Below are 10621 nucleotides of genomic sequence, written 5' to 3' on the forward strand. Positions count from 1 at the left end.
GCGCGAGCGGGCGTTGGTCTTCGTCCGCTGGCCGTGGACCGGAAGGTTCCGGCGGTGACGCAGGCCCTGGTAGCTGCCGATCTCGACCTTGCGCCGGATGTCCGCCTGGATCTCGCGGCGCAGGTCACCCTCGACCCGGAGGTTCTGCTCGATGAACGCGCGGATGGCCGCGGCATCGGAGTCGGACAGGTCCTTGCTGCGGAGGTCGGGGTCGATCCCGGTCTCCGCGAGGATCGTCCGGGACTGGCTGCGGCCGATCCCGAAGATGTAGGTCAGCGCGATCTCCATCCGCTTCTCGCGGGGGAGGTCGACGCCGGAAATGCGTGCCATGCGGCGCGTACTCCTCGTGTCGTCGGGAGGTGTCGGTCCCCGCCCGTCCCAGGCGGTGGATCACCGCTCGGGCCCCGGCCTCCCGGGCCGGGGGTGGTTCCGCCGGGACTCTGCCGGCGTAGGTACGGGGATGTTCTGGAGTGTCGGGCACCCGGAGACCGGGCGCCCCGGGGCGTCAGCCCTGGCGCTGCTTGTGCCGCAGGTTGTCGCAGATGACCATGATCCGCCCGTGACGGCGGACCACCTGGCACTTGGCGCAGATGCGCTTGACGCTCGGCTGGACCTTCACGTCCTCTTCCTCGCTCTGCTGATCACTTGTAGCGGTAGACGATCCGGCCGCGCGACAGGTCGTACGGCGACAGCTCGACCACGACCTTGTCCTCGGGGAGGATCCGGATGTAGTGCTGACGCATCTTGCCGCTGATGTGTGCCAGGACCTTGTGCCCGTTCTCGAGCTCGACCCGGAACATCGCGTTGGGCAGGGGCTCGATGACCCGGCCCTCGACCTCGATGGCGCCGTCCTTCTTCGCCATGTCCTCCGCACTTCTCTCGCCGGCCGCCCCGCTCCCGCCCCCGGCCTGGGCCGGGAACGCTCGCCGGACGACCTCGTCGTCCCGCTCCACCGGCATGCGGGTGCATGTCGGATCGGGCCACGCCGACGCGCCGAACCGCACGGGACCCTCCCCGGAGAACACCGGGGCTGTGGTGACGCGTGCGGACACCGGCACGACACGCGCACCAGCTATCGAGTGTACGCGGGGCGTGTCGAGAGCCGGATCACCGGGTCGGGAACGCCGGACAACCGTCAGCGTTGACCGTTTCTCGCCCGCGGGCCACGATGACGCCGATCCCCGACCCCGACCTACCGGAGGACGAGACGTGGATGTCGCGGTGCCGTCGCGCTGGTGACCGGAGGGGCCTCGGGCCTCGGCCGGGCGACCGTGGAGAAGCTGCACGCGCAGGGCGCGGCGGTGGTGATCGTCGACCTGCCCTCGTCGGCGGGCAAGGAGGTCGCCGACGGCCTCGGCGACCGCGCGGTGTTCGCCCCCGCTGACGTCACCGACCCCGAGCAGGTGACCCAGGCGATCGACGCGGCGGCCGCCTCGGCACGCTGCGCGTGGCGGTCGACTGCGCGGGCATCGGCAACGCGCACCGGACGGCCGGACGCAAGGGCCGTTCCCGCTCGAGGAGTGCTCCAAGGTCCTGAACGTCAACCTCGTCGGCACCTTCAACGTCATCCGGCTCGCCGCGCAGGCGATGAGCGAGACCGAGCCGCTGACCGACGACGCACTCGGGACCGGCGACCGCGGCGTCGTCGTCAACACCGCCTCCGTCGCGGCCTTCGACGGCCAGATCGGCCAGGCCCGCGTACTCGGCCGGTCCCCGGTACCGGGGACCGGCGTAGCGGATAGCGGACAGCTCAGCTATCCGTATTCTCCGGCGCGGTCAGCACCCACGGACCGGCGTCGGTCACCGCGACCGTGTGTTCCCAGTGCGCGGCCCGGGCACCGTCGGCGGTGACGACGGTCCACTCGTCGTCGAGCTCCTCGGTCTCGGCCTCTCCGGCGGTCAGCATGGGCTCCACGGCCAGCACCAGGCCCTCGCGCAGCCGCGGCCCGGTCCCGGACCGGCCGAGGTTGGGCAGGAACGGCTCCATGTGCATCTCGGTGCCGATGCCGTGGCCGCCGTAGTCCTCGACGATCCCGAAGCCCTCGCCCGCCGGGGTCCGGTGACGGCGCGCCTCGCCCTCGATCGCGGCCGAGACGTCGCCGAGCCGGTTGCCGGGGCGGACCTCGGCGATCCCGGCCCACATCGCCGCCCGGCACGCCGCGGAGAGCTCGTCGTCGCCGGGCCGCGGGGACCCGACCGAGACCGTGACCGCCGCGTCGCCGTGCCAGCCCTCGAGGATCGCGCCGCAGTCCACGGACAGCAGGTCGCCCTCGGCGAGCACCGAGTCCGCGCTGGGGATGCCGTGGACCACCTCGGCGTTCACCGACGTGCAGATGCTGCCGGGGAACCCGTGGTAGCCCAGGAACGACGGGACGGCGCCCGCCGCGCGGATCGTGGACTCGGCGAGGGCGTCGAGGTCGGCGGTGGTGGCCCCGGGCATGGCGGCCGCCGACACCCGGGCCAGCGTGTCCGCCACGACGAGACCCGCCGCCCGCATCGCCTCGAGCTCCCCGTGGGACTTGATCTGCACGTCGTTCCCGATCCGTCCGCCCGAGAGCCGCCCGGCCACCCGGCCGAGGTTCACCCCGACGTCGGCGAGGCTCGCCTGGCCGAGCTGGCCGGCCCCGCGCACCACCCGCGCGAGCCCCACCGCGGCTCAGTCCCCCGGCTCGTCGGCCAGCTCGGCCAGCGCGTCCATCGCCCGGTCGGTGACCTCGTCCATCGAGCCCATCGCGTCCACGGTCACGAGGATGTCGCGGTAGTACTCGATCAGCGGGGCGGTCTCCCGGCGGTAGACCTCCTGCCGGTTGCGGATCACGTCCTCGGTATCGTCCGAGCGCCCCCGCGCGGTCAGGCGCGAGATGAGCTCCTCGTCGTCGACCTCGAAGAGCAGGACCGCGTCGAGGCGCTGGTCGAGGTCGGAGAGGACCTTCTTCAGCTCCTCGGCCTGCGAGGTGTTGCGGGGGAACCCGTCGAGGAGGAAGCCCCGCGCGGCGTCCGGCTGCGCCAGCCGGTCCTTGACCATCGCGACCGTGACCTCGTCGGGCACCAGGTCACCCGCGTCGACGTAGCGCTGGGCCTCCTTGCCGAGGTCCGTGCCGTTCTTCATGTTGTCGCGGAAGAGATCTCCGGTGGAGATGTGCGGGACGCCGAGGCGCTCCGACAACCGCGCCGCCTGAGTCCCCTTGCCGGCTCCGGGCGGCCCCACCAGAACGATCCTCATGTCCACTCCTCTCCTGCGCACCCATCGTCGGGCACGCGCATCCATCCTGCCGGAGTCGGGACCGTCTCCGGCCCCCGCGACCGGGCGGGGATGCCGTCAGCGCAGGAAGCCCTCGTAGTTGCGCTGCATCAGCTGGCTCTCGATCTGCTTCACGGTGTCCAGACCCACACCCACCATGATCAGCACCGCCGTCCCCCCGAAGGGGAAGTTCTGCTGGCTCTGACCACCGGTGAGGCCCAGGAAGAAGTTCGGGAGGACAGCGATGATGCCGAGGTAGATCGATCCCGGCAAGGTGATCCGCGAGAGGACGTACTGGAGGTACTCCGCCGTGGGCCGCCCGGGCCGGATGCCGGGGATGAAGCCCCCGAACTTCTTCATCTCGTCGGCGCGTTCCTCGGGGTTGAACGTGATCGCGACGTAGAAGTAGGTGAAGAAGATGATCAGAGCGAAGTACAGCAGGATGTGGAGCCAGTTGGACTGGTTCGCCAGGTAGTTCTGGACGAAGACCGCGAAGCCCGAGGTCGAGTTGCCCACCAGCCGGGAGAGCAGGTCGGGGAGGTACAGCAGCGACGAGCCGAAGATCACCGGGATGACACCGGCCTGGTTGACCTTCAGCGGCAGGTAGGTCGACGTCCCGCCGTACATCCGGCGCCCGACCATCCGCTTCGCGTACTGCACCGGGATGCGTCGCTGGCCCTGCTCGACGAACACGACGCTCGCGATGATCGCCAGGCCGAACACGCAGACGACGGAGAAGACCAGGACGCCCGAGCTGGACAGGATCTGCTGGCCCTCGGCCGGGATGCGGGCGGCGATCGAGGTGAAGATCAGCAGCGACATGCCGTTGCCGACGCCGCGCTCGGTCACCAGCTCGCCGAACCACATGATCACGGCGGTGCCCGCCGTCATGACGAGCACGATGACCGCGAGGTCGAAGATGCCGGCGTTCGGCAGGATCGGGTACTGGGACGGGTCGCAGTTCTGGAACAGCTGCCCGCGGTCGGCGAGCGCGACGATGCCCGTCGACTGGAGGACGGCCAGCGCGATCGTCAGGTAGCGCGTGTACTGCGTCAGCGTGCCCTGACCGGACTGGCCCTCCTTCTTGAGCTGCTCGAAGCGCGGGATGACCACGGTGAGCAGCTGGATGATGATGCTCGCCGTGATGTAGGGCATGATGCCCAGCGCGAAGATCGACAGCTGGAGGAGCGCGCCGCCGGAGAACAGGTTGATCAGCGAGTAGACGCTCGCCGCGTCACCGCCCTGGACCTGGCGCAGACAGGCCTGCACGTTGGTGTACGAGACACCGGGCGCCGGCAGCGTCGCGCCGAACCGGTAGACCGCGACGATGCCGAGCGTGAACAGGATCTTCTTGCGCAGGTCCGGCGTCGCCAGCGCGGACCGCACGGGGCCGAGCACTCGGACCTCCAGCTGGTCGTCGATTCCGGCTCCGCCGCTCGACCGGTCGCGGTCGGCACCCCGGGAAGGGGAGTTCCGGGAACGGGCGGGGCCTTCGAGCGAGGGTAACAGCAGGCGGAGGGTGCCCCGACCGGCCCCGGACGCACGCGAGCCCGGGGTGCCGATCGGCAGCCCGGGCCCGGGTGGTGTCCTGCGGAGCGGGTCAGACGACCGTGGTCGTCCCGCCCGCCGCGGTGATCTTCTCGGTGGCCGAGCCGGAGAACGCATGGGCGCTCACCTGCAGCGTCACCGAGCCCAGCTCGCCCTCGCCGAGCACCTTCACCGGGTGTCCGGCGCGGACGGCGCCCGCGGAGACGAGCTCGGCCGGGCCGACCTCGCCGCCCTCGGGGAACAGCCGGGCCAGGTCGCCGACGTTGACGATCTGAGCGACGACCTTGTTGCGGTTACGGAAGCCCTTGAGCTTCGGCAGGCGCATCTGCAGCGGCATCTGGCCGCCCTCGAACGTCGCGGGGACGTTCTTGCGTGCGCCCGTGCCCTTGGTACCCCGGCCGGCGGTCTTGCCCTTGGAGGCCTCACCGCGGCCGACGCGGGTCTTCTCCGTCCTGCTGCCCGGAGCAGGCCGCAGGTGGTGGATCTTGATGGGCGACTGGGTGTTCTCGGGCATGGTCAGACCTCCTCGACCGTGACGAGGTGCCGCACGGTGTGGATCAGACCGCGGTTCTGCGCGTCGTCCGGGCGCGTCACCGACGCGCCGATCCGGCGCAGGCCGAGGGTGCGGAGGGTCTCGCGCTGGTTGCGCTTGCCCCCGATCCCGGACCGCACCTGGGTGACCTTGAGGTCGGCCATGGGTCAGACCCCCCGACCGGCGCGCTGGCGCAGCATCCGCGCCGGCGCGACCTCGTCCAGCGGCAGACCTCGGCGGGCCGCGACGGCCTCGGGGACCTGCAGCGCCTTCAGGGCGGCCACCGTGGCGTGCACGATGTTGATGGCGTTCTGGCTGCCCAGGGACTTGGACAGGATGTCCGCGATCCCCGCGCACTCCAGGACCGCGCGCACCGGACCGCCGGCGATGACACCGGTACCGGGGCTCGCGGGGCGCAGGAGCACGACGCCGGCGGCGTCCTCGCCCTGCACCGGGTGCGTGATGGTGCCGCCCACGCGCGGGACGCGGAAGAAGTTCTTCTTCGCCTCCTCCACGCCCTTGGCGATCGCGGCCGGCACCTCCTTGGCCTTGCCGTAGCCCACGCCGACCTCGCCGTCGCCGTTGCCGACGACCACGAGCGCGGTGAAGCTGAAGCGGCGGCCGCCCTTGACGACCTTGGCCACGCGGTTGATGGCGACGACGCGCTCGAGGTGCGGCGTCCGGTCCTGGGCGCCGCCGCGGCCGCCGCCCTGGCGGTCGCGGCCGCCCTGGCCGCCTTCGCGGCGCTGAGTGCCCGGCATCAGGCGTCCTTCCCTTGCTGGTTCTCCTGGGGTGCCATCAGAACGTCAGGCCCCCCTCGCGGGCCGCGTCGGCGAGCTGCGCGATGCGGCCGTGGTAGCGGCGTCCGCCGCGGTCGAAGACCACGGCCTCGATGCCCGCGGACTTCGAGCGGCTGGCGACGAGCTCGCCGACCTTGGCGGCCTGCGCCTTCTTGTCGCCCTCCAGCCCGCGGACGTCGGCCTCCAGGCTCGACGCGTGCGCGAGCGTGTGGCCGGCGAGGTCGTCGACCACCTGCGCGGTGATGTGCCGCGCGGAACGGGTGACGACGAGGCGCGGGCGGGCCGGCGTGCCCTCGACCTTCTTGCGCAGGCGGGCGTGACGGCGCACGCGCCCCGTGCGGCGGGTCTCGGAGACGTTCTTCCCGACCTGGGTGGGCTTCTTCTGCGTGGTCTCGGCCATCACTTACCCGTCTTCCCGACCTTGCGGCGGATCTGCTCGCCGGCGTAGCGCACGCCCTTGCCCTTGTACGGGTCGGGCTTGCGGAGGCGCCGGATGTTCGCGGCGACCTGGCCGACGACCTGCTTGTCGGTGCCCTGCACCGAGAAGCGGGTGGGGCTCTCCACCGCGAAGGTGACGCCCTCGGGCGCCTCGACGCGCACGGGGTGGCTGTAGCCCAGCGCGAACTCGAGGGTGTTGCCCTTGAGCTGCACGCGGTAGCCGACCCCGTGGATCTCGAGCTTGCGCTCGAAGCCCTGGGTGACCCCGAGGACGAGGTTGTTCAGCAGCGAGCGCGAGAGCCCGTGCAGCGAGCGGTTCTCCCGCTCGTCGTCGGGCCGCGACACCGAGAGGACGCCGTCGTCCAGCGTCACCCCGATGGGGCGGTCCACCGTGTGGCTCAGGGTCCCCTTGGGGCCCTTCACCGTGACCTTCTGGCCCTCGACCGCGACGTCGACTCCGGACGGCACGGTGATCGGGGCCTTGCCGATGCGTGACATGGTTCGGTTCCCCTTCCCGCTACCAGACGAAGGCGAGGACTTCCCCGCCCATCCGTCGCTGATAGGCCTGCCGGTCGGTCAGGAGTCCCGAGGACGTCGAGATGATCGCGACGCCGAGGCCGCCGAGCACGCGCGGGAGCTCGGTGGACTTCGCGTAGACGCGCAGCCCCGGCTTCGAGATCCGCTTGATGCCGGCGATGCTGCGCTCGCGGTTGGGCCCGTACTTGAGGTCCACGACGAGGCTCTTGCCGACGGCCGCCGGCTCGCTGCGGTATCCCGCGATGTAGCCCTGCTCGAGCAGGACCTGGGCCACGTGGGCCTTCAGCTTGCTGTGCGGCATGGTCACGTTCTCGTGGAACGCCGAGTTGGCGTTCCGGATGCGCGTGAGCATGTCCGCGATGGGATCGGTCATCGTCATCGCGACCAGGTCACCTTCCTCGCCGTGGTACCCCGGGTCGTCCGGCGGACGGACGACCCCGTGGCGGGCCTGCGGCGTCCGGGGCGGGTCAGAGAATTGGTACTGGGTGCTGCGTCGGCGCTCGTGCCGGAGAGCAGGTGCTCCCGGTGCGCCACGCGCTGGATGAGGGCCAGCAGGTCGGGGTCGATCGCCCGGCCCGGCAGCTCCTCCTCGACGGTTGCGTCGACGGCGTCGTCCTGCACGCGGCTCACCACGAGGACTTGCTGACGCCCGGGAGCTCGCCCCGGTGCGCCATCTCTCGCAGGCAGACGCGGCACAGCCCGAACTTCCGCAGGACCGCGCGAGCACGTCCGCAGCGGTTGCAGCGGGTGTAGCCGCGGACCTTGAACTTCGGGGTCTTGGCGGCCTTGTTGACCAGTGCCTTCTTCGCCATCTCAGTTCTCCCTGAACGGGAAGCCGAGGGCACGCAGCAGGGCCCGGCCTTCCTCGTCGGTGGTCGCGGAGGTGACCACGGTGATGTCCATCCCCCGCGGCCGGTCGATCGAGTCCTGGTCGATCTCGTGGAACATCGACTGGTCGGACAGACCGAACGTGTAGTTGCCGGAGCCGTCGAACTGCTTCGGCGACAGCCCGCGGAAGTCACGGATGCGCGGCAGCGAGATCGAGACCAGGCGGTCGAGGAACTCCCACATCCGCGCGCCGCGCAGCGTGCTGCGGGCACCGATCGGCATCCCCTCGCGCAGCTTGAACTGCGCGATCGACTTGCGGGCCCGGCGGATCTCCGGGCGCTGCCCGCTGATCAGGGTGAGGTCGCGGACCGCGCCCTCCATCAGCTTCGAGTCGCGTGCGGCCTCGCCGACGCCCATGTTCACGACGACCTTGACGACGCCGGGCACGAGCATCGGGTTCGCGTAGCCGAACTGGTCGGTCAGTTCCTGGCGGATCGCGTCCTGGTAGCGCTGCTGCAGCCGGGGACGAGTCCGCTCCTGCGAGTCGGTGGCGCTCGTCATCAGACGTCCTTCCCGTTGCGGCGCGAGACGCGCACGCGCTTCTGCTCGCCCTCGCCGCCCTCGCGGTAGCCGATGCGCGCCGCCTTGCCGTCGGAGTCGACGACCATCACGTTCGAGACGTGGATCGCGGCCTCCTGCGTGACGATCCCGCCCGACTGGGCACCGCGCTGGTTCGCGGACTGGGCCGTGTGCTTCTTGATCCGGTTCACGCCCTCGACGAGGACCCGGTCGCGGTCGGGGTAGGCCTTGATGACCTTGCCCTTCGCGCCCTTGTCCTTGCCGGCGATGACGAGGACCGTGTCGCCCTTCTTGACCTTCATCTGGCTACAGCACCTCCGGCGCGAGCGAGATGATCCGCATGAAGCGCTTGTCGCGCAGTTCGCGGCCGACCGGGCCGAAGATGCGGGTCCCACGCGGCTCGCGGTCGTTCTTGATGATCACCGCGGCGTTCTCGTCGAACTTGATGTACGAGCCGTCCGGGCGGCGCTTCTCCTTGACGGTGCGCACGACGACGGCCTTGACGACGTCGCCGCGCTTCACGCCGGACGCCGGGATGGCCTCCTTCACGGTGGCCACGATGACGTCGCCGATCCCCGCGTAGCGGCGGGAGGAGCCGCCGAGCACACGGATGCACAGGATTTCCCTGGCTCCCGTGTTGTCGGCGACCCGGAGTCGCGACTCCTGCTGGATCACTGCTTCTCTCCTGACCTTCCCGGCGCCGGGCGCCGGATGGTTTCGGTGGCGCTGATTACTTGGCCTTCTCGAGGACCTCGACGAGGCGCCAGCGCTTGGTGGCCGAGAGCGGCCGGGTCTCCATGAGGAGCACGCGATCGCCCGGGCCGGCGGTGTTGTGCTCGTCGTGCGCCTTGACCTTCTTGGTCCGGCGGATGACCTTCGAGTAGCGCGGGTGCTTCACCCGGTCCTCGAGGCTCACGACGATCGTCTTGGCCATCTTGTCGGAGACGACGAGGCCCTCACGCGTCTTGCGCAGGCCGCGGTCGTCGTTGCGCTCGGAGACCGGGCTCTGCTCGGCCTTGCCGGCCTGCTTGGTCTCGGAGCGGACCTGCTGCTCCTCGTCGCGCTCCGGAGCGGTGGCTCCGGAGCTCGTGGCGGTGCTCTCGCTCATGCCGCTCCTTCCTCGTCAGGAGCCACGGACAGGCCCAGCTCCCGCTCGCGCATCACGGTGTAGATGCGGGCGATGTCGTGCCGGACCGTGCGCAGCCGGCGGTTGTTGTCGAGCTGCCCGGTCGCCATCTGGAACCGGAGGTTGAACAGTTCGGCCTTCGCCTCGCGGGCACGCGCGACGAGCTCCTCACCGGTCAGCTCGCGCAGCTCGCTGGCGGGGGTTCCCGCTGCCATCAGAACGCCTCCTCACGGGTGACGATGCGGCAGCGCATCGGCAGCTTGTGCTGCGCGCGACGCAGTGCCTCACGGGCGGTGGCCTCGTTCGGGTAGCTCATCTCGAACATGACCCGGCCGGGCTTCACGTTCGCGATCCACTTCTCCGGCGAGCCCTTCCCGGAACCCATGCGGGTCTCGGCGGGCTTCTTGGTCAGCGGACGGTCCGGGAAGATGTTGATCCAGACCTTGCCGCCACGACGGATGTGGCGCGTGATCGCGATACGGGCCGACTCGATCTGGCGATTGGTGACGTAGCCGTGCTCGAGGGCCTGGATGCCGTAGTCGCCGAACGCCATCTGCGTCCCGCCCTTGGCCGCACCCGAGCGGTCCGGCCGGTGCTGCTTGCGGAACTTCACCTTGCGGGGGATCAGCACGCGTCAGCCCTCCGATCCGGAGCTCGTGGTGGACGGCGACGACCCGGCCGACGAGGACGCGGCCTCGGCGGCGGCACGCCCGGCCTCGGTGCCCGAGCCGGTGGTGCCCGAGGCCCCCGAACGACGACCGCGGGGACGGTCGCCGCGCTCGCCCCGGCCGCGGCGCGGCTCGCGCGTGGCGGCGTCGAGGGCCGCCTGGCGCTCGGACTCGCGCTTGCCACCGACGACGTCGCCCTTGTAGATCCAGACCTTCACGCCGATGCGGCCGAAGTTGGTCCGGGCCTCGAACAGGCCGTAGTCGATCTCCGCGCGGAGCGTGTGCAGCGGCACCCGGCCCTCGCGGTAGAACTCCGAGCGCGAC

The 10621-nt window shown here is 70.9% G+C and carries 20 protein-coding genes and 2 pseudogenes; 1 reads left to right on the forward strand and 21 read right to left on the reverse strand.

Annotated features, from left to right (window positions below; genetic code table 11):
• From rpsM to infA, 3 genes are all read right to left on the reverse strand, one after another.
• Positions 1–330, reverse strand: a 330-nt coding sequence (rpsM, locus tag VGH76_RS15505; RefSeq protein ID WP_331557593.1) for a 30S ribosomal protein S13, incomplete at its 3' end; no start/stop codon positions are given.
• Between the two features lie 175 nt (positions 331–505).
• Positions 506–619 (reverse strand): 50S ribosomal protein L36, encoded by a 114-nt coding sequence (gene rpmJ / locus VGH76_RS15510; protein WP_169186815.1) that lies wholly within the window; start codon positions 617–619, stop codon positions 506–508.
• A gap of 22 nt (positions 620–641) precedes the next feature.
• Positions 642–863, reverse strand: coding sequence for a translation initiation factor IF-1 (gene infA / locus VGH76_RS15515; protein ID WP_030532868.1), 222 nt, complete (start codon positions 861–863; stop codon positions 642–644).
• 369 nt (positions 864–1232) lie between these two features.
• On the opposite strand from infA, the pseudogene VGH76_RS15520 reads away from it, so the two are divergent.
• A pseudogene (locus VGH76_RS15520) lies at positions 1233–1695 on the forward strand (SDR family NAD(P)-dependent oxidoreductase); the annotation flags it as partial.
• Between the two features lie 55 nt (positions 1696–1750).
• Here VGH76_RS15520 and map read toward each other — a convergent pair.
• From map to VGH76_RS15610, 18 genes and pseudogenes are all read right to left on the reverse strand, one after another.
• Positions 1751–2542 carry a type I methionyl aminopeptidase gene (map, locus tag VGH76_RS15525; RefSeq protein WP_414637737.1) on the reverse strand — a complete coding sequence of 264 codons (792 nt, stop codon included), beginning with the start codon at positions 2540–2542 and terminating at the stop codon, positions 1751–1753.
• 114 nt (positions 2543–2656) lie between these two features.
• Complete coding sequence (locus tag VGH76_RS15530) at positions 2657–3223, reverse strand: adenylate kinase (RefSeq protein WP_331557594.1); 567 nt, start codon at positions 3221–3223, stop codon at positions 2657–2659.
• A 96-nt stretch (positions 3224–3319) separates the two neighbouring features.
• Positions 3320–4639, reverse strand: a complete 1320-nt coding sequence (gene secY / locus VGH76_RS15535; RefSeq protein ID WP_331557595.1) for a preprotein translocase subunit SecY — start codon at positions 4637–4639, stop codon at positions 3320–3322.
• 202 nt (positions 4640–4841) lie between these two features.
• A complete protein-coding gene (gene rplO / locus VGH76_RS15540) occupies positions 4842–5303 on the reverse strand; it encodes a 50S ribosomal protein L15 (RefSeq protein ID WP_331557596.1) in 462 nt (153 codons plus the stop codon).
• A 2-nt stretch (positions 5304–5305) separates the two neighbouring features.
• Positions 5306–5485, reverse strand: coding sequence for a 50S ribosomal protein L30 (rpmD, locus tag VGH76_RS15545; RefSeq protein ID WP_331557597.1), 180 nt, complete (start codon positions 5483–5485; stop codon positions 5306–5308).
• Positions 5486–5488: 3 nt separating this feature from the next.
• The gene (gene rpsE / locus VGH76_RS15550; protein WP_331557598.1) at positions 5489–6082 is read right to left on the reverse strand and encodes a 30S ribosomal protein S5; all 594 of its coding nucleotides are present in this window, start codon (positions 6080–6082) and stop codon (positions 5489–5491) included.
• Between the two features lie 37 nt (positions 6083–6119).
• On the reverse strand, positions 6120–6521 hold the full coding sequence (gene rplR / locus VGH76_RS15555; RefSeq protein ID WP_331557599.1) for a 50S ribosomal protein L18: 402 nt from the start codon (positions 6519–6521) through the stop codon (positions 6120–6122).
• Positions 6521–7057 (reverse strand): 50S ribosomal protein L6, encoded by a 537-nt coding sequence (rplF, locus tag VGH76_RS15560; RefSeq protein ID WP_331557600.1) that lies wholly within the window; start codon positions 7055–7057, stop codon positions 6521–6523. The genes rplR and rplF overlap by 1 nt, the downstream gene beginning before the upstream one ends.
• A 19-nt stretch (positions 7058–7076) precedes the next feature.
• Positions 7077–7475, reverse strand: a complete 399-nt coding sequence (rpsH, locus tag VGH76_RS15565) for a 30S ribosomal protein S8 (protein ID WP_169186805.1) — start codon at positions 7473–7475, stop codon at positions 7077–7079.
• A complete protein-coding gene (locus VGH76_RS15570) occupies positions 7472–7717 on the reverse strand; it encodes a hypothetical protein (protein WP_331557601.1) in 246 nt (81 codons plus the stop codon). Before VGH76_RS15570 ends, rpsH begins: the two co-directional genes overlap by 4 nt.
• Positions 7718–7722: 5 nt before the next feature.
• Entirely contained in the window at positions 7723–7908 is a 186-nt protein-coding gene (locus tag VGH76_RS15575; protein WP_331557602.1) for a type Z 30S ribosomal protein S14, read from the reverse strand.
• A gap of 1 nt (position 7909) precedes the next feature.
• Positions 7910–8485, reverse strand: a complete 576-nt coding sequence (gene rplE / locus VGH76_RS15580; RefSeq protein ID WP_331557603.1) for a 50S ribosomal protein L5 — start codon at positions 8483–8485, stop codon at positions 7910–7912.
• Positions 8485–8805, reverse strand: coding sequence for a 50S ribosomal protein L24 (gene rplX, locus VGH76_RS15585; RefSeq protein WP_331557604.1), 321 nt, complete (start codon positions 8803–8805; stop codon positions 8485–8487). The genes rplE and rplX overlap by 1 nt, the downstream gene beginning before the upstream one ends.
• A gap of 4 nt (positions 8806–8809) precedes the next feature.
• Positions 8810–9178: a 50S ribosomal protein L14 gene (gene rplN / locus VGH76_RS15590; RefSeq protein ID WP_018330916.1), complete on the reverse strand. Its 369-nt coding sequence runs from the start codon at positions 9176–9178 to the stop codon at positions 8810–8812.
• 55 nt (positions 9179–9233) lie between these two features.
• Positions 9234–9476 (reverse strand): 30S ribosomal protein S17, encoded by a 243-nt coding sequence (rpsQ, locus tag VGH76_RS15595; RefSeq protein ID WP_331557607.1) that lies wholly within the window; start codon positions 9474–9476, stop codon positions 9234–9236.
• 131 nt (positions 9477–9607) lie between these two features.
• Positions 9608–9844 carry a 50S ribosomal protein L29 gene (gene rpmC / locus VGH76_RS15600; RefSeq protein ID WP_169186800.1) on the reverse strand — a complete coding sequence of 79 codons (237 nt, stop codon included), beginning with the start codon at positions 9842–9844 and terminating at the stop codon, positions 9608–9610.
• Positions 9844–10260, reverse strand: a complete 417-nt coding sequence (gene rplP / locus VGH76_RS15605; protein ID WP_169186799.1) for a 50S ribosomal protein L16 — start codon at positions 10258–10260, stop codon at positions 9844–9846. The genes rpmC and rplP overlap by 1 nt, the downstream gene beginning before the upstream one ends.
• 3 nt (positions 10261–10263) lie before the next feature.
• Positions 10264–10621, reverse strand: a pseudogene (locus VGH76_RS15610) (30S ribosomal protein S3); the annotation flags it as partial.

The sequence above is a fragment of the Actinomycetospora sp. genome (assembly GCF_036497585.1).
Taxonomy (GTDB): Bacteria; Actinomycetota; Actinomycetes; order Mycobacteriales; family Pseudonocardiaceae; genus Actinomycetospora.

What these genes read in the sequence shown, in the direction of transcription:
- infA (WP_030532868.1), bottom strand. Translation starts at nt 863, where the DNA reads ATGGCGAAGAAGGACGGCGCCATCGAGGTCGAGGGCCGGGTCATCGAG.
- VGH76_RS15530 (WP_331557594.1), bottom strand. Translation starts at nt 3,223, where the DNA reads ATGAGGATCGTTCTGGTGGGGCCGCCCGGAGCCGGCAAGGGGACTCAG.
- rplO (WP_331557596.1), bottom strand. Translation starts at nt 5,303, where the DNA reads ATGCCCGAGAACACCCAGTCGCCCATCAAGATCCACCACCTGCGGCCT.
- rpmD (WP_331557597.1), bottom strand. Translation starts at nt 5,485, where the DNA reads ATGGCCGACCTCAAGGTCACCCAGGTGCGGTCCGGGATCGGGGGCAAG.
- rpsE (WP_331557598.1), bottom strand. Translation starts at nt 6,082, where the DNA reads ATGCCGGGCACTCAGCGCCGCGAAGGCGGCCAGGGCGGCCGCGACCGC.
- rplR (WP_331557599.1), bottom strand. Translation starts at nt 6,521, where the DNA reads ATGGCCGAGACCACGCAGAAGAAGCCCACCCAGGTCGGGAAGAACGTC.
- rplF (WP_331557600.1), bottom strand. Translation starts at nt 7,057, where the DNA reads ATGTCACGCATCGGCAAGGCCCCGATCACCGTGCCGTCCGGAGTCGAC.
- rpsH (WP_169186805.1), bottom strand. Translation starts at nt 7,475, where the DNA reads ATGACGATGACCGATCCCATCGCGGACATGCTCACGCGCATCCGGAAC.
- VGH76_RS15575 (WP_331557602.1), bottom strand. Translation starts at nt 7,908, where the DNA reads ATGGCGAAGAAGGCACTGGTCAACAAGGCCGCCAAGACCCCGAAGTTC.
- rplE (WP_331557603.1), bottom strand. Translation starts at nt 8,485, where the DNA reads ATGACGAGCGCCACCGACTCGCAGGAGCGGACTCGTCCCCGGCTGCAG.
- rplX (WP_331557604.1), bottom strand. Translation starts at nt 8,805, where the DNA reads ATGAAGGTCAAGAAGGGCGACACGGTCCTCGTCATCGCCGGCAAGGAC.
- rpmC (WP_169186800.1), bottom strand. Translation starts at nt 9,844, where the DNA reads ATGGCAGCGGGAACCCCCGCCAGCGAGCTGCGCGAGCTGACCGGTGAG.